The organism is Pseudomonas sp. SWRI111 (genome assembly GCF_014268555.1).
Classification (GTDB): Bacteria; Pseudomonadota; Gammaproteobacteria; order Pseudomonadales; family Pseudomonadaceae; genus Aquipseudomonas; species Aquipseudomonas hamedanensis.
Map to the genome: position 1 here is coordinate 88,676 of NZ_JABWQQ010000014.1, position 21,276 is coordinate 109,951.

The following is a 21,276-nucleotide window of genomic DNA, read 5'->3' on the forward strand; positions in this document are numbered from 1 at the left end:
CTTTTTGTTGGTGAGTTGATCGTTCCCACGCTCCGCGTGGGAATGCCGCCCCGGACGCTCCGCGTCCAGCACTGCAGGGACGCAGAGCGTCCCCAGATGCATTCCCATGTGGGAGCGAGCCTGCTCGCGAAGCTGTTACTGACGAAACGGCGCAAAATTCACGTTGGTTCCCGCCGGTCGCATGTCCTGCAAGTACGAATCCTTGTCCGCACTCAATTCCAGGCTCAAGGCGGCCTTGCGCTTGCCTTCATTGCGAATCACCAGCCCTTCGAGCTTTTCGCGCAGGAACACCGTCGGCACTTTCAGGTGCAGCAGTTCGTCGGTGGTCGGCGTGTGCATCAGCAGGTGGATCCACTCGTACTGCCCGATGGCCAGGCGCGACACCGGCAGGTCGAACCACCAGATGTTGCGGTTACGGTTCAGTTCGGCGAAGTGGCAATTGTTGCTGCCGAGCACGGCGCCGCCCAGTTCCTGGTTGCGACGGGCGATGGCCTGCTTTTTATCGAGTTTCATAACATTCCTGCGGATCGGTTCCTGGGGCGCAACGCCCGTATGGAGCGCATTCTCGGGGCAACGCACGCAAACATAAAGCGCAACCTGCACACGACGACGAAATGCCCGGGAAAATAATTGAAACTTGGCGCAAAGCGTACCGGTCAACCGTTACGTACTGACTTTTCTTCCCTTATGCGTCACGGAGAACACCATGAGTAGCACAGGCGATAAAGTAAAAGGCATGGCCAACGAAGCCGTCGGCAACATCAAACAAGGCGTCGGCAAAGCTACTGACAACGACCGGCTCCACGCGGAAGGCAAAGTCCAAGAGAAAAAAGGCGAAGCCCAGCAAGCCGTTGGCAATGCCAAGGACGCGGTCAAGAAAGGCGTCGACAAGGCGTAATCGAGCCTTGAACGAATCACCCGAGCGGCCATCCAAGGATGGCCGTTTTTGTATCAGAACCCTGCGGTCATCCGCCAAAGGATCGCCAAGTAGGCTACCTTGAGGTAAAAAACGGCCCCTGAGTCGCCACGACTTCAACCTTTTGCGGCGCAAGGAGACGCGAATGATATTTCCGGACATGAAAGGTCTGCCCCTGCACCGGGTGATGGTGCGCACGGTCACCGAGTTTATCGACGACGAGATGTCGACCTATGCCTCGGCACTGGCCTACCAGATGCTGTTCTCGCTGTTCCCGTTCATTCTGTTTCTGATCGCCCTGATCGGTTTTCTGCACCTGCCGGACTTCTTCTCTTGGTTGCGCCTGCAATCGGAGCTGGTCCTGCCGCCGCAAGCGCTGGAGCAGGTCAACCCGGTGATTGACCAGTTGCAGCAATCCAAGGGCGGCCTGCTTTCAATCGGTATCGTTATCGCTCTGTACACCGCATCGGCCGGCGTGCGCCTGATGATGAGCGCAATGAACGCAGCCTACGACGTGGTCGAAGGTCGTCCGGTGTGGAAGCGTTTCCCATTGTCGATCGTCTACACCGTCGGCATTGCCGGCATGCTGTTGATCGCCGCCGCGCTGATGGTGCTCGGGCCGCAGGTGATGGGCTGGATTGCGGCGCAGGTCGGGCTGGAAGAAGTCATTGTTACCATCTGGACGATTGCGCGCTGGCCGGTGATCGTGATTCTGATGATGGTGGCCGTGGCGCTGATCTACTACGTGATGCCCGACGTCAGACAGGAATTCCGTTTTATCACGCCAGGTTCGGTGCTGGCCGTGGTGGTGTGGATCATCGCCTCGCTGGGCTTTGCCTTTTACGTAAAAACCTTCGCCAACTACAACGCGATGTATGGCAGCATCGGTGCGATTATCGTGCTCTTGCTGTATTTCTACATTTCCGCGGCGGTGTTGCTGCTGGGCGCGGAAATGAATGCGGTCATCGAACACATGTCCGCCGAAGGCAAGGACAAGGGCGACAAAACCCCCGATGAAACGCCCAAACAACACGTCTCGGGCCTGGGCCGCGATCATTCGCTCAAGCCGGACACTGATGAAGCCCGACCATGATCCGTGAAATTCTTAAAATGGGCGACGAGCGCCTGCTGCGCATCGCCCCACCCGTGCCGGCCGAAATGTTTGACAGCCCGGAGCTGTGGCAACTGATCGATGACATGTTCCAGACCATGGAAAGCGTCAACGGCGTTGGCCTGGCCGCGCCGCAGATCGGCGTTGACCTGCAACTGGTGATCTTCGGCTTCGAGCACAGCGAACGTTACCCGGACGCCGAAGCGGTGCCGCAGACGATCCTGATCAACCCGTTGATCACGCCGCTGAGCCCGTTCACCGAAGAGGGCTTTGAAGGATGCCTGTCGGTGCCGGGCCTGCGCGGCGCGGTGGATCGTTATCAGCAGATTCGCTACGAAGGCTTCGATCCCAAAGGCGAGCCGATTGTGCGCGTGGCCGCAGGCTTTCATGCGCGGGTAGTGCAGCATGAATGCGATCACCTGATCGGCCGGCTGTATCCGTCGCGGATTACCGATTTCAGCAAGTTCGGCTTTACCGAAGTGATGTTTCCCGACCTGGATCCTGCGGCTGACGACTAGCTCGAATCCACCATAATTCCCCTGTAGGAGTGAGCCTGCTCGCGATAGCGGTCTGTCAGTGACAAATTCGGTGACTGATACACCGCTATCGCGAGCAGGCTCACTCCTACAGGGGGAATTGGGTCAGATCGAAGGGTGCAGGCCCATCGCAATCATCGGCTTGCTCCGCGCGTACCGGCTCAACCGCTCCGCCATAGCCTGGGGCAGGGCCGGGTCGAACGTGAACCCGCGCCGCTCATAAAACCCGCGTAGATCCGGATGGCAAAACAGCCACACCGGCTCGTTCACGTCTTTTATCGCGGCGCCAATCAACTGTGCGGCAATTCCTTGCTTCCGCCATTCCGGATCGACAAACAACCCCGTCAGCCAATGCCCGCCCGCTACCGGCCGCAAACACAGCGCCGCCACAATGTCGCCGCGCCGCGCCACCCACAACTGCGCCTCGCGTACGGCTTTCATCGAGGACTGGTGGCTGCGGTAGAACTTGTTCATCAGCGGCCACAACGATTCGTCGAGCTGGCTGTAGTGGATGTCGGGCATGGTTTCGCTATCGGTTCGAAAAGTGCCGATTATAAAAGAACGCGCGCCTGCGGATAGGTGTATACCTGACCTCACATCCCCTGTGAGTGGAGCACGCATCATGTCCAAAGGTATGGATTCAAAGAAAGCCGCGAAGAAGAAACCGGCCAAGACCGCCATTGAAAAACGCGCGGAAAAGAAAGCCAAGAAAGTCGACATCTTCGGCCACTGATCACCGCTACCGAAAGCCCGGTTCACGGGCTTTCACACCGTCCGGAAAATAATCTGCAAGATTCAACCGCGTCGTTGCACAGAAGGGGACTACTCCCGTTCCGAGCAACGCCATGGCTTTTTATTTCGATGCCGAGCATCGCCAGCAAATCGAATCCCTGCGCCGACGCTTTACCGCCCGTACTGAATGGCCGACCTGGCTGTTGCTGGTCGCTGTTTATGCAGGCTGGTTCGCCATTGTCCTCAACAGCGCTTGGCTGGGTCGCGGTTGGAGTACGTTGCTGCTGATTCCGCTGCTGGTGCTGTGGTTGTCACTGCAGCATGAATTGCTTCACGGCCATCCGACCCGCTGGACGATCGTCAATAAAGTCCTCGGCTACCCACCGTTTGCCGTGTGGTATCCCTACACGCTCTATCGCGACAGCCACTTGCTGCATCACCGCGATGAAGATTTGACCGTGCCGGGTGTCGATCCGGAAAGCCGTTACTTGAAGTCCGCCGACTGGCAGGGCAGTTCTTTGTTCGAGCGCGGTCTGCATTGGCTGAACAAAACCGTACTCGGCCGGGTTGTGATTGGCGCACCGCTGGCGTTGACCGCGTTGGCGCGTGAGGAGCTACAACGCTTGAAAAACGCTGACCACCAAGCATGGCTGATGTGGCTGACCCACGGCTTCGCGACTCTGTTGATGCTGTGGTTCATTGCCCGGTACAGCATCATGCCGGTGTGGCATTACCTGCTGTTGATCAGCGTGCCGGCGCTGTCGATCGCGATGATCCGCTCCTACTTCGAGCACCGTCCCCATGCGCAGCCGGAGCAACGCACGGTGCTCAACGAAGCCGGGTGGCCATGGCGGTGGCTGTTTCTCAACCTCAACTTTCATCTGGTCCATCATGATTTGCCGGGGCTGGCCTGGTACGACTTGCCCAAGGTGTACTGGATGCGTCGCGAGCAGTGGGTGGCGCGCAGTGGCGGGTTTGTTGTCCGGGGGTATGGCGAGTTCTGGCGGCGCAATGGGCTGACGCCGATCGACAGTCCCGAGCATCCTTTTCACTGATCACAAGAACACCACTAACCCCTTGTAGGAGTGAGCCTGCTCGCGATAGCGGTAGTTCAGATAAATCAATGTGGACTGACACACCGCTATCGCGAGCAGGCTCACTCCTACATTGGTAATTGTCGTCGGGGAGAATATGCATGGCCCTACACCACGCCGAACTGCTGATGTACCCAGCCCCCGAGCCCATCCGCCTGGCCAACGAACTATGGCTTACGCGCATCCTTGAACACCTGGGCCACAGCCGTCTCGACGCGACCCATCTATCGCTGCCCGAGCTCTGGCGATCACCGCACCTGCTGCTTACGCAAACCTGCGGGTATCCGCTGATGACGGCGTTACGCGGCACGGTCCGAGTCATCGGCCGGCCACGCTATGAACTGCCCGACGCCAGCGCCGGCAACCATTGCAGCCTGATTCTTGGTCGCGCTGACGACCCGCGAAAACAGCTCGCGGACTTTCGCAACAGTCGCGCCGTGATCAACAGCGAGGACTCCAACAGCGGCATGAATCTGTTTCGTCAGCGCCTGGCGCCGTTGCATCGGCACGGGCAGTTCTTCGGGTCGGTCGGCATCAGCGGCGGTCACCGTGAAAGCTTGCGCTGGCTGCGCGAAAATCACGCCGATCTGGCTGCCATCGACAGCGTCACGTACGCCTTTCTGGCCCGGCACGCCGCGCATGAAGTCGCCGGATTGAGTGTGGTCGCGCGCAGCGCTGTCAGTCCGGCGTTGCCGTTTATCACCGTTGCCAGCGCGACGGACGCTCAAGTCGAGGTGTTACGGCAGGTGATGAATCAGGCCTTGCGCGAACTGCCTGAGGTGGCGCAAACCTTGGGGCTGGCCGACGTGATGGCGGCCAGTGAGCGCGACTATCAGGTTTTGCTCGACTATCAGCAGGAGGCTGAAGTTCTGGGCTATGGGCGATTACGCTGAAGCACGGCGAGCTATATTTCTCTGTGGAATATAGGGATGAAATATAAGTATTTTTAAAGAATAAGGCGCCACGCTACGATCGCGCCACCGGACGACCGGACATTCAGCGACCCCTTACCCAGGAGCCCCTATGTCCGGCGCCGACCTTTCCCATCGCCATACTGTGGACGGCCTGTTTCGCGCCCACTATCGCTGGCTCTGCACTTTTGTGCGCCGGCATCTGCTAGATGCCGCCAGCGTTGAAGACATTGCCGCGGAGACCTTCGCGCAATTGCTTGAATCGCCGTCGCTGACGGCGATTCGCGAACCCCGCGCCTTACTGACAACCATCGCTCAACGCCTGCTTTATCAGCGCTGGCGGCGTGCGGCGCTGGAGCGACAGTATCGGCAGCAGATTGATATTGATTTCGCCCCGTCGCCTGAAGACCTCGTACAGCTCGCGCAAACCTTTGATCGTCTCGACCGCAGCCTGCATCGCTTGCCGGCCAAGGTCCGTTCGACCTTTCTATTGGCGCGCATCGATGGCCTGACCTACCCGCAAATCGCTGCCGAACTGGGCATCTCGCAGCGTTCGGTCAGCGTGTACATGGCCCGTTCTCAAGCGCTGTGCGACCGGCACAGCGCCAATCAATTCCTGGAAGAAAAGAGGTCCGCATGAGATCGATCAAAACCCTGCTCGGCCGCACGCTGCTGGCGCTGAGCCTGAGTGTCGGCGCTGTTTCAGCGGCAGACAAAAACGCGCCGATCCACTTCGGCGATATCACCTGGGAGAGCGGCAGTTTCATTACCGAAGTGCTGCGTCTGATCGTCGAAAAAGGTTACGGCTATCCGACCGATACGCTGCCCGGCAGTACCGTCAGCCTCGAGGCGGCCCTGGCCAAAAACGATATCCAGGTGATCGGCGAGGAGTGGGCCGGGCGCAGTCCGGCGTGGGTCAAAGCGGCCGCCGAGGGCAAGGTGTTTGGCCTCGGTGACACGGTCAAAGGCGCCACCGAAGGCTGGTGGGTGCCGGAGTACGTGATCAAGGGCGACCCCGAACGCGGCATCAAAGCGCTCGCGCCAGAGCTGAAATCGGTGGCTGATCTGCCGCGCTACAAGGACGTGTTCCGCGACCCGGAAGATCCTTCACGCGGGCGTTTTCTCAACAGCCCGACCGGCTGGACGTCGGAAATCGTCAACAGCCAGAAACTCAAGGCGTATGCCCTGACCGACAGTTACGTCAACTTCCGCACCGGCTCCGGCGCGGCATTGGATGCCGAAGTGGCATCGTCGATCAAGCGCGGCAAACCGGTGCTGTTCTATTACTGGTCACCGACGCCGCTGCTCGGTCGGTTCAAATTGGTGAAGCTGGAGGAGCCGCCCTTCGACGCCGAGGCGTGGAAAACCCTGGCCGATGCCAACCACCCCAATCCACGGGGCACGCGGTCGATGCCGGCCAGCCTGGCGATTGGCGTATCGGCACCGTTCAAGGCGCAGTACCCGGAGTTGGTCGCGGTCTTCGAGAAAGTCGACCTGCCGATTGATCTGTTGAACCAGACTTTGGCGAAAATGAGCGAAAAACGATTGCAGCCGCGCGCGGTGGCCGAGGCGTTTTTGCGTGATCAGCCGCAGGTCTGGACGGCTTGGGTGCCGGGGGAAGTGGCGGCGAAGGTGAGCGGAAGTTTGTAGAATTTTTCTGATGTTTTTGTAGTGCTGCAACTACCGCTATCGCGAGCAGGCTCACTCCTACAGGGAAATGGATTCCCCTGTGGGAGCGAGCCTGCTCGCGATAACGCCTGCTCCGGCAGCCTTTTCTCCGCTGCGCTGAACCGTTTCTTGTGCAAAAAGTGCCAGATAGTGGCCGACTAGTGGCCTTGCGCCCGGCGTCGGGCTGGCTATGCTTGCTGGTAACTAACCATGTCGACCGTCATGGCATGCCATGCGCGCGGGTTGGTGTGGATTCATGCTAGCAGAGTGCGCAATCAAGGCACCGACACTGAACCAACAAGGAGCGGTTCTGACATGGAAGTTCTTCAACGCGTTAGGGCTGGCCCGCGTGCGGGCTATCAAGAAAAGGATGTCTTGATTAGAGCGTCGCTGCATGGACTCTCCGATTGATCATCATTTATCACCTGACAACTTCCTCCCGTGGAGGAAGGCGTGTGCCTGTTCTGTGGAACGTAGTGGTAGATCTTGAAAGACCCGCACTTTCATCAAACCAAAGATCGCGCGAAAGGTGATAGAACCATGTTCAACCTACATCACAAGGCTGACTTGCAGCAGATTGAACGCTTCAGTTGCGCCTTGACCGAGGCCAACGCCAAGCTGGAGGCGATCAGCCGTTCCATGGCGATGATCGAATTCACCCCTGAAGGCATCGTTCTGGATGCCAATGAAAACTTCTGCAAGACCATGGGTTACAGCGCCGAAGAAGTGCGCGGCAAACACCACCGGATATTCTGCGAAGAAGGGTTTTATCGCAGTGAAGACTATGCCCGGTTGTGGCGCGATCTGGCCCGCGGCGAGCCACTCAGCGGGACTTTTCTGCGCTTGAACAAGAGCGGCAGGGAAATCTGGCTTGAGGCCAGTTACATGCCGGTCTATGGCCCCGACAAGCAAGTCAGAAGTGTGATCAAGGTCGCGGCGGACATTACCGCGCGAATCAACAAACAACACGAAGAGGAAGCCATGCTCGCGGCGATCGGCCGCTCGATGGCCGTCATCGAGTTCACCCCGCAAGGCAATGTCATCACGGCCAACGACAACTTTTTGCAAACCATGCAGTACTCGCTCAACGAAATTGTCGGCCAGCACCACAGTCTGTTTTGCCATCGCGCCGAAGCCGAATCAGCGCACTACAAGGCGTTCTGGGCCTCGCTCAACCGCGGCGAATATCACTCGCACCGCTTCGAGCGCAAGAACAAGTCCGGGCAGATGGTTTATCTCGAAGCGTCTTACAACCCGTTGTTCGACGCCAAAGGCCGGTTGTACAAAGTAGTGAAGTTCGCCAGTGACATCACCCAACAAATGACCACGTTGCAGAATGCCGCAGAATCGGCCCACAGCACTTCGGTACAAAACGACGCCTGCGCGCAAAAAGGCTCACAGGTCGTGCAGCAGACCGTACAGATCATTCAGGACATTTCCCGCGATCTGAATGAAGCGGCGGTGAGCATTGATGCGGTGAGCAAGCAGTCGGACATCATCGGCAGCATCGTCCAGACCATTCGCGGGATTGCCGATCAGACCAATTTGCTGGCGCTCAACGCTGCGATTGAAGCAGCGCGGGCCGGTGAGCACGGGCGCGGTTTTGCCGTCGTGGCCGATGAGGTGCGCAGCCTGGCGGCGCGAACCAGTCAGGCCACCCTGGAAATTGTCGATGTGGTACGCAGGAACCATGACTTGTCGCTGAGCGCGGTGTCGAGCATGCAATCGAGCCTGAGCCGCACCGGGCTGGGCGTGGAGCTGGCGAACGAGGCGGGGGAGGTGATTCTGGAGATCCAGCAGGGATCGCGGCACGTGGTGGATGCGATCAGTCAGTTCAATGAGACGTTGCAGTTGAACTGATCCTTACCGATCGGCGAAGCACCTGTGGGAGCGAGCTTGCTCGCGAAAACGGCGGCGCATTCAACACCAACGCTGATTGATCCAGCACGTTGGCGAGCAGGCTCGCTCTCACAACTGATTCAAGGTTTACTCAAAGATCAAAGCGCAGCCAGAAACTTGTCCGCCTGCTTGTCACTGTCCTTCACGTCATTGTCTTTTTCCGCTTGTGCCAACTTCATCTTATCCTGCACGCGCTCGGCGATCTCTTTACCGATCGCCAATTGCTTCTCTGGCGGCATGGCTTTGATATCGTCTTCGGTCAGTCCCAACTCTTGCAGGATGCTGTCGCGCAGCCGCTGTTCCGGCGTCTTGCTCATGTAATCCTTGAATTCATCAGTCGCGGTTCGTGCGGCAACCGTAGTGTCAGTCGATTGCAGGCCAACGCGGGTCTTGGCGAATGCTTCGTCGACGTTGTCGCTGATTCGCGTGGCTTCACTGACTTGCTGTGTGGCGATCTGCGTGGCCGAGTCCTGCACTTTGGCGCTTGTTTCGGTGTTTTGTGTCTGTATCTGGTTTTGCAGGGTTTGCAGCATGGCCCCATGCAAACCACCTTGCAGACCGGCCGCCGCCGTGGACGTTGCATCGTCGTTCAACGCTTTGGGCAGGTGAATGATTTGTTGTTGTTTGGCACTGACCAACATAGGAGTAGACCTGTAGGTAATTGCGGGTGGCAGTTGCGGAGCAATTACTGTGCCTGATGCACAACGTCTCTTATTTCAATAAGTTATGGAGCTGTAGAGGGCTGCCGGGGGGAGGCGGCGCTTGCCGCCTGCGGCAGCCGTTGGCCGCAGGTGCTCAAGACCGGCCGCCTGGTCGTGCCTGCCGGCCATCAGGCCGCAGCCGCCTCATCCGGCAGCGCCGAGGCGGGCAAACCGAAGATCCGATCGAACAGCCAGTTGAACGCAAACGTGTAGCACGGGATGAAAATGATCAGTGCCAGATCCAGCAGGAACGCCTGCACCAGGCTGATATTCATCCACCACGCAATCAACGGAATCAGGAACACGATCAACGTCAGCTGAAAGCCGACGGCATGGGCGATGCGCCGTTTCACCGTGCGGGTGCGTGAGATCTGGCGGCTTTCCCAGTGTTCGAACAACGAGGTGTAGATGAAATTCCAGGTGACGGCGATGGTGGTGATGATCACCGCCAGTGGCCCGGTGCTGCCCGGCGATGTGCCCGATAACAACGCCAGGCCGAGGGCCGAGAAGGTCATGCCGATTATTTCGTAGAGCGACACGTAGACCAGTTTGCGTTTCACGCCTTGCATGCAGGTTGCCTCTTTCTTGCTGAATATTTGGCCAGCCGGGCTGGCGGAGGCGACGAAAGATAGCTTCAATAGCGCTGACAGAAAAAGTCGGTAGCTTTCAGTTTTGTTGATAGGTGGTAAATGTGAGCTTCAACAGCGACAGCATCGAATTGTTCCTCGCCGTGATTGAACGCGGCTCGTTTTCCGCTGCCGCGCGGCAGCTGGGCAAAGTGCCGTCGGCGGTGAGCATGGGCATCGCCAACCTGGAGGCCGAGCTTGGCTACGCCTTGTTCGACCGCAGCCATCGCGAACCCCAGCCCACCGCCATGGCGCAATCACTGGTACCTCACGCACGATTGATCGCCGAGCAGCTCAAGCAGTTGCGAGTGCATGCGGTGGAGTTATCGCTGGGGCTGGAAAGCAAGTTGTCGATTGGCGTGGTTGCGGACATTGATCGGCGGCGGTTGCTGCTCGCGATCAAGTTGATCGCCGAGCGTCATCCGTTGCTCGACATCGAAGTGCTGACTGCCCCGCAAGATGATGTGCTGGCGATGCTTCACAGCGGCCGGGTCAGTGTGTGCCTGGCCTTTGCCGGGTTGAGTGTGAATGTGTTGGAGCAGTTCCAGTTCGTCGGCAGCGAACGCATGATCGCCACACTGGCGGCGGACAGTCCGCTGTTGCAGGGGCGGGATGTGTTTCTGGAGGATCTGGTGCAAGTGCGGCAGATCATCGTCGCCAGCCGTGACTTGCCCATCAGTGAAACCCGGCCGTTGGTGGCTGAATCGTATTGGCGTACGGACAGCCTGGAGACGGCGATGGAAATGGTCGAGGCGGGGTTGGGCTGGGGAAACTTTCCGCTGTCGGTGGTGCAGCCATGGCTGGAGGCCGGGCGGTTGAAACGGCTGAGTTTTCGCAACATCGAAAATGGGCTGGTCATGCCGGTGCATGCGGTGTGGCTCAAGAGCCAGCCGTTGCAGAAGGGCGCGCAGGCCTTGGTTGACTTGCTCAGCCACTGAACCTGACGTAGATCCCTTGTAGGAGTGAGCCTGCTCGCGATGGCGGAGTGCCATTCAACACATTCATTACCTGACACAACGCTATCGCGAGCAGGCTCACTCCTACAGGGGAACGATCAGCGGGGAGTTATGTACTCTCGCGAACCTTCAGCTCAAACCCCATGTCCTCAACCGGCCGCGCCACCTTGTTGCCGGCCATCAACGTCAGCATCTGTTCCGCCGCCCGCCGGCCAATCGCTTCGCGCGGGGTGTTGATGCTGCTCAAACGCGGCACCATGTGTTCGGACATCGGCAAATCGTTGAACCCGAGAATCGCCACCTGCTCGGGAATCTTGATGCCATTGCGCAAGGCTTCCAGCAGCGCACCCTGGGCCAGGTCGTCGTTACCAAAGAAGATCGCGTCGACGTCCGGATGCGCGGCCAGCAATTGCAAAAACAATTCGCCACCCAATCCCACCGACGAAGAACGCGGCGTCAGCACTTCCAGATCCGGGTCGTAGCGGCCGGCCTTCTGCAACGCTTTGCGAAACCCCTCACCGCGCAGCAAGGTGCGCTGATCGAGCTGTGCGCCGATATAGGCCAGACGTTTGCGTCCACGGGAGAGAAAATGCTCGGCCGCCGTTTCTCCGGCGCTGAGCTGCGAAAAGCCCACGCAATTGACCCCGGCAGCGCTGTCCAGCTCCATCATGTACACGCAGGGAATATTGCTCGCCTCGATCATTCGCCGCGAACTTTCCGTGCGATCAAACCCGGTCAGCAGAAAACCGCGCGGGTGATAAGCCATGTAATTGCGCAGCAGGTTTTCTTCTTCATCGCGCGAGTAATGGAAGTTGCCGATCAGCACTTCGAAGCCCTTGGGCGTCAGCACCCGATGAATGGCTTCCAGTGTGTCGATGAACAGCAGGTTGGACAGCGAGGGCACCAGCACGACCACCGAATGGCTCTGCGCCGAGGCCAGCGCGCGGGCGGCGGGGTTGACCACGTAGTTGAGGTCGAGCGCGGCTTTTTGCACTTTCTCCACCAGTTCGGTGGCCACGGTGCTGACGCCGCGCAAGGCGCGCGAGGCGGTAATCGGGCTGACACCGGCCAGGCGGGCGACTTCGTTCAGGGTGGGGCGGCCAGTGGTGCGGGTATTTTTATCGTTTTTAGGGGTGGTCATCGGGTGGCTTGCCAAACAAAAATCAAGGCACTAAGGTAGCGCTGTCCTGATGCAGCTGCAAATGCGTGAGCGAGGTCCTGCCTGATCTTCGCTTTTTGGCATCGGGAACAAACCTGCTGCAACCCAAAAAAACGACAAGAAGGCGTCGGCAACTTCTGCCTGTGCACTAGAGTCATAGCTAGCAAAGGTAGCGCTGTCTGCGCGCTGAGGTGTTATATGAGTCATCCCATCACCGCCCTGGTCATCATGGGCGTTGCCGGTTGCGGCAAGACGTGCGTCAGCCAGGCCCTGTGCCATTTGAGCGGCGCCACTGCCATTGAAGGCGATACTTTTCATCCGGCCGCGAACATCGAAAAGATGAGCGCGGGGATCCCCCTGAACGACGACGACCGTGCCGGCTGGCTCGACAGCCTGTGCGATGAATTGCGTCGCGTCGATGCATCGGGCAAACGCCCGGTGCTGACCTGCTCGGCCCTTAAACACAGCTATCGCGAACGTCTGCGCAGTGCCTTGCCGGGCCTGGGCTTCGTGTTTCTTGAATTGACCCCGGAAGTCGCCGCCGAGCGTGTATCGCACCGCCCGGGCCACTTCATGCCGGCGACGTTGATCGAAAGCCAGTTCGCCACGCTCGAATCGCCCGAGGGCGAGCCGCTGACCCTGGCGCTCAACGCCTCGGTTTACAGCGTTGAGGAATTGGCATTGAAGGCTCACGTCTGGTGGCAGGCCAACGGCCTGAAACAGGCGGTATGAGTATGTTGAAAAAGACAGCGCTGTCCTTCCGACTTCTGTTCAACCCGCTTTAATAACAACAACAATCCAGGAGACACCCCCCATGTTTGGCATGTCCCACGAGACGTTCCTGCTGCTCGATGCAGTGGTCACGGTAATCGGCCTGATTATCCTGATCACCAAATTCAAGATTCACCCGTTCATTGCCCTGACCATCGCCGCCGCGTTCCTCGGCCTGACTTCCGGCATGCCGATCAACACCATCATCAAGGCGTTCCAGGATGGCTTCGGTGGCGTGCTCGGTTTCGTCGGCATCATCCTCGCCCTGGGCACCATGCTCGGCAAGATGATGGCCGAATCCGGCGGGGCCGATCAGATCGCCCAGACCCTGATCCGCGCCTTCGGTAAAGACAAGGTTCAGTGGGCGATGATGTTCGCCGCGTTCCTGGTGGGCATTCCGCTGTTCTTCGAAATCGGTTTCGTGTTGCTGATTCCGTTGGTGTTCATCGTTGCGCGCCGCACCGGTGTGTCGATCATCAAGATCGGTATCCCGCTGCTCGCCGGCCTGTCTGCCGTGCACGGTCTGGTACCGCCGCACCCAGGTCCGCTGCTGGCCATCGGCGTGTTCGGCGCTGACATCGGCAAGACCATTCTCTATGGTCTGATCGTTGCGCTGCCGACTGCCATCATTGCCGGTCCGATCTTCGGTACCTTCATTGCCAAGCACATTCCCGGTCACCCGAATCAGGAACTGGTCGATCAACTGGCCCGCGAAAACGATTCGGCCATCCTGCCAAGCTTCAGCATTACCCTGGTGACCGTGCTGCTGCCGGTGTTCCTGATGCTGCTGAAAACCTTCGCTGACGTGGCGCTGCCGGACGGCAATTTCTTCCGCCTCTGGATGGACATGATCGGCCACCCGATCTCCGCACTGCTGCTGGCGTTGCTGCTGTCGCTGTACACCTTCGGCTACAAGCAGGGCATCGGCTCCAATCAAATGCTCAAGTGGCTGGACGCAAGCCTGGCGCCGACCGCAGCGATCATTCTGATCATCGGTGCCGGCGGTGGCTTCAAGCAGATGCTGGTGACCAGCGGCGTGGGCGACGTGATCGGCCACATGGCGGTCAGCGCGCAGATCTCGCCGATCCTCCTGGCATGGCTGGTGGCGGCGGTGATCCGCATCGCGACCGGTTCGGCCACCGTGGCAACCATCACTGGCGCCGGTATTGTGGTGCCGGTGGTTGGCATGATTCCGGGCGTCAACCGTGAACTGCTGGTGCTCGCCACCGGTGCCGGTTCGCTGATCCTGTCCCACGTCAACGACGCCGGTTTTTGGCTGGTCAAGCAGTACTTCAACATGACCGTGGCCGAGACGTTCAAGACCTGGACCGCGATGGAAACCATCCTGTCCATCGTCGCGTTGGGCTTCATCTTGCTGCTGTCGCTGTTCGTTTAAGCGGCACCTTGCAGACATAAAAAAACCGCAGCGATGCGGTTTTTTTGTGGGTGATGATTTTTTGGCTTACACAAAATCAAATGTGGGAGCGGGCTTGCTCGCGAATGCGGTGTGTCAGCTAAACATTTAGCGGCTGGCAGGACGCTTTCGCGAGCAAGCCCGCTCCCACAGGGGTAGTGGGGGTCAGACAGAGGTTTTGGTGACAAGTCCATCCGCCCTGAACATCCCGCGAATCCCGCGCACGGCCTGGCGGATCCGGTCCTGGTTTTCGATCAGCGCAAAGCGCACATGATCGTCGCCATACTCACCGAAGCCCACTCCCGGCGACACGCAGACCTTCGCTTCGGCCAGCAGTTTCTTGGCAAATTCCAGTGAACCCAGATGCGCGTAAGCCTCGGGAATTTTTGCCCAGACATACATCGACGCCTTCGGGTTTTCGACCATCCAGCCCAGTTCATGCAGGCCTTTGACCAGCACATTGCGGCGCTGACGATACTGCTCGGCGATGTCGCGCACGCACTGCTGATCGCCCTCCAGTGCGGCAATCGCCGCCACTTGCAGCGGGGTGAAGGTGCCGTAGTCGTGGTAGCTCTTGATCCGCGCCAGGGCGCTGACCAGCTCCGGATTACCGACCATGAAACCGATGCGCCAGCCGGCCATGTTGTAGCTCTTGGACAGGGTGAAAAACTCCACCGCAATGTCCTTGGCCCCGGGCACCTGCATGATCGACGGGGCCTTCCAGCCGTCGTAGACGATGTCGGCGTAAGCCAGGTCGTGAATGACCAGCACGTCGTATTGCTTGGCGAGGGCGATCACCCGTTCGAAGAAATCCAGCTCGACACACTGCGCGGTGGGGTTCGACGGGAAACCGAGAATCATCATTTTCGGCTTGGGGATCGAGCCGCGAATGGCGCGTTCCAGTTCGTCAAAGAAATCCACGCCAGGCACCAGCGGCACTGAACGCACCTGGGCGCCGGCGATCACTGCGCCGTAGATATGAATCGGATAGCTCGGATTTGGCACCAGCACTGTGTCGCCCTGATCCAGGGTCGCCAGCATCAAGTGCGCCAGGCCTTCCTTGGAACCGATGGTGACAATGGCTTCGCTTTCCGGGTCGATGTCGACCTCGTAGCGCTGCTTGTACCAGTTGGAAATCGCCCGGCGCAGGCGCGGAATGCCCTTGGACGTAGAGTAACCGTGGGTGTCTTCGCGTTGAGCAACTTGTACGAGTTTTTCGACAATGTGCGGCGGCGTGGCGCCGTCGGGGTTGCCCATGCTCAGGTCGATGATGTCTTCACCACGACGCCTGGCGGCCATCTTCAGCTCGGCGGTGATGTTGAAAACGTAAGGGGGGAGTCGATCGATGCGCGCAAAGCGGCGCGGCGAACCTTGTTCGGCCATTGTTGCCTCGGATAACGTAAGCGCCCGGAACCGTCCGAGCGACGCTGGTCACTGCGGTGACCTGTGGCGGAAGATAACGGCGGTGATGGCATACTGTCCAGCGCGCTTTTAAACATTTTTCTCCGAAGGAAATCGGTCAATGGAATTCACCAGCGGCTTCTTGCTGAGCCTTTCGCTGTGCCTGGACATCGGCGTGGCCAACATTGCGATGATCACCCTGGCGATGCAGCGCGGCTATTTTCAGGGCTTCGCACTGGGCCTCGGCACTTGCGTCGGCGACCTGATCTACGCGGTGCTGGCGCTGGCCGGCATGACCGTCCTCCTGCAATACGAAAGCGTACGCTGGGTGCTGTGGATCGGTGGTTCGGCGCTGCTGATCTACTTTGCAGCGAAGATGATCTATTCGGCGATTCATCATGAAGCGCTGCTGGCGGAAACGGCGGAAGTGGGGCAGAACTCCCATCGCAAGGAGTTCTTTCGCGGCATTTTTCTCGCCATGTCGTCGCCGAGCGCGATCCTCTGGTTTGCCGCTGTCGGCGGTACGTTGATTGCGCGTTCCGGTGGCGGTGGCCCGTTGAGTTCGGCGCTGTTTCTCGGTGGTTTTCTCTGCGCGGGTCTGCTGTGGTCGGCCGGTTTGTGCTTTGCCGCGAGCCACGGCGGCAAGTTGCTGGGCGATAAGCTGCTGCGCTATTCCTATCTGGCATCAGCGGCGATCTTCTGCTATTTCGCGGTGTACGTGATTGTATCGGGCTATAACGAGTTTGTCGGCTCAGGCGCCGTCGAGCAGTTGCATTCGCTGTAACCGTGCGAAACGGCTTCGGCTTTCTATACTCCCAGCCGAACCCACTTTTCTGAACCAAGGAGTCGCTTCATGGATGAGCAAACACGCGTCGAAGTGGCTGAACCTCGCTTCGAATATGGTCAGTTTCTGCTGATCGCCGGGTTCGGTGGACGATTTACCCAAGACACCACCGAAGACATCCCGGCGTTGTGGGAAAAGCTGATACCGCGTTTGGGAAAAATCCCCGCCCAGGTCGGCGAAGTGACCTATGGCGTCTGCTGCAACGCGGACGGCGAGGGCGGATTCGAATACATCGCCGGTGTGCAAATCGACAAGCTCGACGACCTGCCGGAGAAATACCGCTGGGTCGAAATTCAGCCGCAAAAATATGCGGTGTTCGAGCACAAGGGGTCACTGACGCAACTCCCCGACACCTTCCAATACATCTGGAATACCTGGTTGCCGCAGTCGGGGCAGGAAGCGGCAGACGCGCCGGAGTTCGAGCGTTACAGCGAAGACTTCAACCCGAAACTCAACACCGGCAGCCTGGAAATCTGGTTGCCGATCAAGGCCTGATGGAAGCGCGAATCGAGGCGGATCATGTCCGCCCCGGTTATTCTGCTTTATGCTTGGCAGCCTTAACTTCGCCGATTTTCGAGTTGCCATGAACACCGTTATCCGCAACGTCAGCGCCGCCGACCTGGACCGCTGCTACGCCATCGAAACCGTCGCCTACGAAGGCGACGAAGCCGCCACCCGCGAAAAAATCGCCACACGCATTGCCACTTGGCCGGACGGGTTTATCGTCGCCGAAGTGGACGGCGTGGTCGCCGGTTTCGTCAATTCAGGCGCGGCGTTTGATGTACAGATGTCCGACGAGGCGTTCAAGGAACTGATCGGCCACGACCCGAAAGGCCCGAACGTGGTGATCATGTCCGTCGTGGTGCATCCGGATTATCAAGGGCAAGGTTTGGCCAAGCGTTTGCTCGCCGAGTTCGTCGAGCGCATGCGCGGGATGGATAAAGCGACGATTCATTTGATGTGCAAGGAACAGCATATTCCGTTGTATGCCGGGTTCGGTTTTGCTTACATCAAACCCTCCGAGTCCGAGCATGGCGGGATGGCGTGGCATGAGATGATCCTGACCCTCTGAACCACAGCGCCGCTCCAAAACTGTAGGAGTGAGCCTGCTCGCGATAGCGGGGTGTCAGTCAACATTGATTTGTCTGACACGCCGCTATCGCGAGCATGCTCACTCCTACAAGGGATTGTGGTGGGTCAGTAAAGGGAGTCGATAACCCGTTTCGGCGCTTCCCGGTCGTAGCTTTCGGCGTCGAACTCGCCGTCATTAAGGCGCTTGTGAAACGCGCCGGCAGAGGGCAGGGCGGAGCGTGGTATGTGCGTCTCGGGATTCCACGCATCCGAGCGCACAAACGCTTTCGAGCAATGAAAGAACGCCGCTTCCACCGTCACCAGCAACACGGTTTTTGCCGGTTTTCCGTTCACTGCAAAGCTCTCAAGCAATGCCGGATCATCGCTGATCACGGCTGAGCCATTGACCCGCAACGTTTCGCCGATTCCCGGAATGATGAACAGCAACGACACGCGCGGATCGTGCAGCACGTTGCGCAGGGTATCGATGCGGTTGTTGCCCGGGCGGTCCGGCAGGGCCAGGGTGCGCTCATCAAGGATCCGGACAAAACCGGGCTTGTCGCCGCGTGGCGAGTTATCCAGGCCATCGGGGCCCACTGAACTGACGATCACCAGCGGCGACAGGCGTACCATCGCCTGATAGTCATCGTTGAGAAAGCTGATCTGCTTGCGTACGGCGCGCTCGTGGGGCAAGCCGTAAATGGCTTCCAGCGCTTGAATCGAATCAATCATCCGTGCCTCCCTCGACGGCAGGGAAAAACAGGCCCATGCGCCGTTCATAACCGACTCGCCCCTTGTACGCTTCGCCGCTGTCGACGTAGCCGTGCTTGGCGTACAGCGCAATCGCCGCTTCGTTGTCGGCGTCTACCGACAATTCCAATCCTTTGATCTCCGACCACGCGGCGCGCGCAACCTCGGGCAGCGCTTGCAGGCAGGCCTTGCCATAGCCCTTGCCCTGCGCCCGGCGGTCGACCTGCAACGCATGCAATGTGGCGCTGTGCTCGTTGGCCCACTCCGGTAACACCGGCGGGCGCTTGAGCAGCAGGAAGGCCACCGGCACGTCTTGCGCCAACAAGGCAAAACCCTTCACGCCGGGGCCGGGTTTCGACAGCAGCGTGTGCAAGGCGCCGTGGATATCGCCGGAGAATTTGATCTGCTCGGCGTGGATTTCAATCGCCTCGACTTGCTGACGCTGTAACGGGCTGAGGCTGTCGTAGGGCACGAGTTGGGCTGACACGGGAATTTCCTTTTTCCTACAAAGAGTGAGCCTCCAATTCTAGCGATTTTGTCCCGCGCGAATTTATTTTGTTTGGCCTGTCGATCCGCAAGAAGGGCAAACGACTAAGGGTGTCTTCCCAACAAAAACCACGGAGAACACCATGAGCGCACACACCGAAATCCAGACCCTGATCGATACGTACCGCGAAGCGGTGATGGCCAAGGACGTGGAAAAAGTCATGGCGTTGTACGCCGACGACATCGTTTCGTTCGACGCGATCAAGGCCCTGCAATTCAAGGGCAAACCGGCCTACCGCGCGCACTGGGTCGAGTGCATGGAAATGTGCCCCGGCCCGCACGTTTTCGAGTTCCACGAAATGGCGATCGAGAGCGCCGATAACATCGCCTTCGCCCATTGGGTCGCCCATTGCGGCGGCACCAACGACAAGGGCGAAACCCAGAGCTGCTGGATGCGCGTCACCGCCTGTTATCGGCAGGTTGGCGGAGCGTGGAAAATTGTCCATGAACACTGGTCGGCACCGTTCGATCCGATGAGCGGCGCGACGCTGTTCGATGTGCAACCCTGATCTTCAGCCATAGTTGATCCGTTCGAATCAGGAGAACGCCATGAAATACCTATGCCTGGTCTACAGCGACGAGCGCCTGCTGCACACCTCGCCCGACAGCCCGGAAGACGCCGAGTGCTGGGCCTATGCCGAGTCGATCCAGGGCAGCGGGCGGATGATCGCCGCCGAAGCGCTGGAGTCGGTGCAGACCGCGACCACGGTACGGATGCGCAACGGCAAACTGTCGATCACCGACGGCCCGTTCGCCGAAACCAAGGAGCAACTGGCCGGTTTCTACCTGATCGACGCCAAGGACCTCAACGAAGCCATCCAGGTCGCCGGCAACATTCCGGCGGCCCGGGTTGGCAGCGTTGAAGTGCGCCCGGTGCGGCAGTTGAATGTCTGAGGTCCGGGCGCGCGTCGAGCAGGTCTATCGCGATGACTCGCGGCGGATCCTGGCGACGCTGATTCGCCTGCTCGGTGATTTCGACCTTGCTGAAGAGGCCTTGCACGAGGCGTTCTTCGTCGCGGTCGAACGCTGGCAGCGCGACGGCGTGCCGGATAATCCGCGTACCTGGCTGGTCTCCACCGGACGGTTCAAGGCCATTGATGTGTTGCGCCGGCGTGCGCGGTTCAAGGCTTCGCAGCCGTTGTTGCTGGCGCAACTGGAAGAGCTCGAACAGGCCGACTGGAGTGGTGAGGATGTGGAAGACGATCGCTTGCGGCTGATCTTCACCTGCTGCCACCCGGCGCTGGCGGCGGATGCGCAGGTGCCGCTGACCTTGCGCGAAGTCTGCGACCTGACCACCGAAGAAATTGCCCGGGCTTTCCTCTCGGCACCGGCGGCGATTGCCCAGCGCATCGTACGTGCGAAAGCCAAGATTCGCGACGCGAAAATCCCTTATCAAGTCCCCGGCCTGAGCGAACTGCCCGAGCGCCTCGACAGTGTGTTGCGAGTAATTTATCTGGTGTTCAACGAAGGCTATTCGGCGTCGGTCGGCGCCGAACTGACCCGCGATGAGCTGACTCGCGAAGCCATTCGGCTGGGGCGCTTGCTCATGGAGCTGCTGCCAGAACCGGAAGTGATGGGGCTGCTGGCGTTGATGCTGTTGCACGAATCGCGTCGCCCGGCGCGCACTTCACCCGGTGGCGAGCTGGTGCTGCTGGATGATCAGGATCGCTCGTTGTGGGACGCCGGGTTGATGGCCGAGGGCTGCGCGCTGGTTGAACGGGCACTGAGCACGCGGCGGTTCGGGCCGTATTGCTTGCAGGCGGCAATCGCTGCGGTGCATGCCGAAGCGTCTTCGGCGGCGCAAACCGATTGGCAGCAGATCGTCGGGCTGTATGACGTGTTGCTGCGCGCGCTGCCGTCGCCAGTTATCGAATTGAACCGGGCGGTGGCGGTGGCCAAGCGTGATGGGGCGTTGGCCGGGTTGTTGTTGATTGAAGGGATTCTGGGACGCGGAGAATTGCAGGATTATCACCTGGCGCATTCGGCGCGGGCAGAGTTCTGTCGCCAGTTGGGGCGGGTGGAAGAGGCGCGGGCGGCCTTTCTTCGCGCGTTGGAGTTGACGCGGCAGGCGCCAGAGCGGCGGTTTATCGAGGGACGGCTGAGCGAACTGGATTGATCTGAATTCTTTAACTGCAGGGCCGGCCTCTTCGCGAGCAAGCCCGCTCCCACA

25 protein-coding genes are annotated in these 21,276 nt (G+C 59.4%); 17 read left to right on the top strand and 8 right to left on the bottom strand.

All coding sequences use genetic code 11. The annotated features are described in order from the left end of the window. Positions 1-135 precede the first annotated feature (135 nt). Positions 136-513, bottom strand: coding sequence for a hypothetical protein (locus HU755_RS17175; RefSeq protein ID WP_186634740.1), 378 nt, complete (start codon positions 511-513; stop codon positions 136-138). 193 nt (positions 514-706) lie between these two features. Here HU755_RS17175 and HU755_RS17180 point away from each other — a divergent pair, with 193 nt between their 5' ends. The 3 genes from HU755_RS17180 (at position 707) to def (ending at position 2,545) form a co-directional block, all read left to right on the top strand. Beyond that, a complete protein-coding gene (locus HU755_RS17180) occupies positions 707-898 on the top strand; it encodes a CsbD family protein (RefSeq protein WP_186550634.1) in 192 nt (63 codons plus the stop codon). Positions 899-1,061: 163 nt separating this feature from the next. Next, positions 1,062-2,009 carry a YihY/virulence factor BrkB family protein gene (locus HU755_RS17185; RefSeq protein WP_186550636.1) on the top strand — a complete coding sequence of 316 codons (948 nt, stop codon included), beginning with the start codon at positions 1,062-1,064 and terminating at the stop codon, positions 2,007-2,009. Then, positions 2,006-2,545, top strand: coding sequence for a peptide deformylase (def, locus tag HU755_RS17190; RefSeq protein WP_186620678.1), 540 nt, complete (start codon positions 2,006-2,008; stop codon positions 2,543-2,545). The genes HU755_RS17185 and def overlap by 4 nt, the downstream gene beginning before the upstream one ends. A 123-nt stretch (positions 2,546-2,668) precedes the next feature. On the opposite strand, the gene HU755_RS17195 is transcribed toward def, so the two are convergent. Next, positions 2,669-3,085: a GNAT family N-acetyltransferase gene (locus HU755_RS17195; RefSeq protein WP_186634743.1), complete on the bottom strand. Its 417-nt coding sequence runs from the start codon at positions 3,083-3,085 to the stop codon at positions 2,669-2,671. Between the two features lie 323 nt (positions 3,086-3,408). Here HU755_RS17195 and HU755_RS17200 point away from each other — a divergent pair, with 323 nt between their 5' ends. The 5 genes from HU755_RS17200 (at position 3,409) to HU755_RS27700 (ending at position 8,828) form a co-directional block, all read left to right on the top strand. Further along, the gene (locus HU755_RS17200) at positions 3,409-4,350 is read left to right on the top strand and encodes a fatty acid desaturase (protein ID WP_186634746.1); all 942 of its coding nucleotides are present in this window, start codon (positions 3,409-3,411) and stop codon (positions 4,348-4,350) included. Positions 4,351-4,490: 140 nt separating this feature from the next. Then, entirely contained in the window at positions 4,491-5,282 is a 792-nt protein-coding gene (locus tag HU755_RS17205; protein WP_186634749.1) for a phosphate/phosphite/phosphonate ABC transporter substrate-binding protein, read from the top strand. Positions 5,283-5,412: 130 nt separating this feature from the next. Continuing rightward, positions 5,413-5,940: a sigma-70 family RNA polymerase sigma factor gene (locus HU755_RS17210; protein ID WP_186634752.1), complete on the top strand. Its 528-nt coding sequence runs from the start codon at positions 5,413-5,415 to the stop codon at positions 5,938-5,940. Next, entirely contained in the window at positions 5,937-6,950 is a 1,014-nt protein-coding gene (locus HU755_RS17215; protein ID WP_186634755.1) for an ABC transporter substrate-binding protein, read from the top strand. The genes HU755_RS17210 and HU755_RS17215 overlap by 4 nt, the downstream gene beginning before the upstream one ends. A 558-nt stretch (positions 6,951-7,508) precedes the next feature. Further along, complete coding sequence (locus tag HU755_RS27700) at positions 7,509-8,828, top strand: methyl-accepting chemotaxis protein (protein WP_186634758.1); 1,320 nt, start codon at positions 7,509-7,511, stop codon at positions 8,826-8,828. Between the two features lie 137 nt (positions 8,829-8,965). Here HU755_RS27700 and HU755_RS17225 read toward each other — a convergent pair whose 3' ends face one another. Both HU755_RS17225 and HU755_RS17230 read right to left on the bottom strand, forming a co-directional pair. Beyond that, complete coding sequence (locus HU755_RS17225) at positions 8,966-9,508, bottom strand: hypothetical protein (RefSeq protein WP_186634761.1); 543 nt, start codon at positions 9,506-9,508, stop codon at positions 8,966-8,968. 188 nt (positions 9,509-9,696) lie between these two features. Continuing rightward, on the bottom strand, positions 9,697-10,137 hold the full coding sequence (locus HU755_RS17230) for a PACE efflux transporter (protein ID WP_186634764.1): 441 nt from the start codon (positions 10,135-10,137) through the stop codon (positions 9,697-9,699). Between the two features lie 122 nt (positions 10,138-10,259). Here HU755_RS17230 and HU755_RS17235 point away from each other — a divergent pair, with 122 nt between their 5' ends. Beyond that, on the top strand, positions 10,260-11,132 hold the full coding sequence (locus tag HU755_RS17235; protein ID WP_186634767.1) for a LysR substrate-binding domain-containing protein: 873 nt from the start codon (positions 10,260-10,262) through the stop codon (positions 11,130-11,132). 127 nt (positions 11,133-11,259) lie between these two features. Here HU755_RS17235 and HU755_RS17240 read toward each other — a convergent pair whose 3' ends face one another. After that, entirely contained in the window at positions 11,260-12,291 is a 1,032-nt protein-coding gene (locus tag HU755_RS17240) for a LacI family DNA-binding transcriptional regulator (protein ID WP_186634770.1), read from the bottom strand. Positions 12,292-12,507: 216 nt separating this feature from the next. Between HU755_RS17240 and HU755_RS17245 the strand changes: the two genes are divergently transcribed. Both HU755_RS17245 and HU755_RS17250 read left to right on the top strand, forming a co-directional pair. Then, on the top strand, positions 12,508-13,041 hold the full coding sequence (locus HU755_RS17245) for a gluconokinase (protein ID WP_186634773.1): 534 nt from the start codon (positions 12,508-12,510) through the stop codon (positions 13,039-13,041). An 82-nt stretch (positions 13,042-13,123) separates the two neighbouring features. Further along, positions 13,124-14,476, top strand: coding sequence for a GntP family permease (locus HU755_RS17250; protein ID WP_186550660.1), 1,353 nt, complete (start codon positions 13,124-13,126; stop codon positions 14,474-14,476). A gap of 183 nt (positions 14,477-14,659) precedes the next feature. Here HU755_RS17250 and alaC read toward each other — a convergent pair whose 3' ends face one another. Then, positions 14,660-15,877 carry an alanine transaminase gene (gene alaC, locus HU755_RS17255; protein WP_186634776.1) on the bottom strand — a complete coding sequence of 406 codons (1,218 nt, stop codon included), beginning with the start codon at positions 15,875-15,877 and terminating at the stop codon, positions 14,660-14,662. 139 nt (positions 15,878-16,016) lie between these two features. On the opposite strand from alaC, the gene HU755_RS17260 reads away from it, so the two are divergent. The 3 genes from HU755_RS17260 (at position 16,017) to HU755_RS17270 (ending at position 17,811) form a co-directional block, all read left to right on the top strand. Further along, a complete protein-coding gene (locus HU755_RS17260; protein ID WP_186550664.1) occupies positions 16,017-16,679 on the top strand; it encodes a LysE family translocator in 663 nt (220 codons plus the stop codon). A 69-nt stretch (positions 16,680-16,748) separates the two neighbouring features. Then, positions 16,749-17,234, top strand: coding sequence for a GyrI-like domain-containing protein (locus HU755_RS17265; RefSeq protein WP_186634779.1), 486 nt, complete (start codon positions 16,749-16,751; stop codon positions 17,232-17,234). An 88-nt stretch (positions 17,235-17,322) separates the two neighbouring features. Next, on the top strand, positions 17,323-17,811 hold the full coding sequence (locus HU755_RS17270; protein ID WP_186634782.1) for a GNAT family N-acetyltransferase: 489 nt from the start codon (positions 17,323-17,325) through the stop codon (positions 17,809-17,811). A gap of 125 nt (positions 17,812-17,936) precedes the next feature. Here HU755_RS17270 and HU755_RS17275 read toward each other — a convergent pair whose 3' ends face one another. Continuing rightward, positions 17,937-18,542: a pyridoxamine 5'-phosphate oxidase family protein gene (locus tag HU755_RS17275; protein WP_186634785.1), complete on the bottom strand. Its 606-nt coding sequence runs from the start codon at positions 18,540-18,542 to the stop codon at positions 17,937-17,939. Then, positions 18,535-19,047: a GNAT family N-acetyltransferase gene (locus tag HU755_RS17280; RefSeq protein ID WP_186634788.1), complete on the bottom strand. Its 513-nt coding sequence runs from the start codon at positions 19,045-19,047 to the stop codon at positions 18,535-18,537. The genes HU755_RS17275 and HU755_RS17280 overlap by 8 nt, the downstream gene beginning before the upstream one ends. A gap of 142 nt (positions 19,048-19,189) precedes the next feature. Here HU755_RS17280 and HU755_RS17285 point away from each other — a divergent pair, with 142 nt between their 5' ends. From HU755_RS17285 to HU755_RS17295, 3 genes are read left to right on the top strand one after another with little or no spacing between them, the layout of a single operon-like run. Further along, positions 19,190-19,615 carry a nuclear transport factor 2 family protein gene (locus HU755_RS17285; protein WP_186634790.1) on the top strand — a complete coding sequence of 142 codons (426 nt, stop codon included), beginning with the start codon at positions 19,190-19,192 and terminating at the stop codon, positions 19,613-19,615. 40 nt (positions 19,616-19,655) lie between these two features. After that, positions 19,656-20,000 carry a YciI family protein gene (locus tag HU755_RS17290; RefSeq protein ID WP_095181502.1) on the top strand — a complete coding sequence of 115 codons (345 nt, stop codon included), beginning with the start codon at positions 19,656-19,658 and terminating at the stop codon, positions 19,998-20,000. Further along, positions 19,993-21,222: an RNA polymerase sigma factor gene (locus tag HU755_RS17295; protein WP_186634793.1), complete on the top strand. Its 1,230-nt coding sequence runs from the start codon at positions 19,993-19,995 to the stop codon at positions 21,220-21,222. The genes HU755_RS17290 and HU755_RS17295 overlap by 8 nt, the downstream gene beginning before the upstream one ends. Positions 21,223-21,276 lie beyond the last annotated feature (54 nt).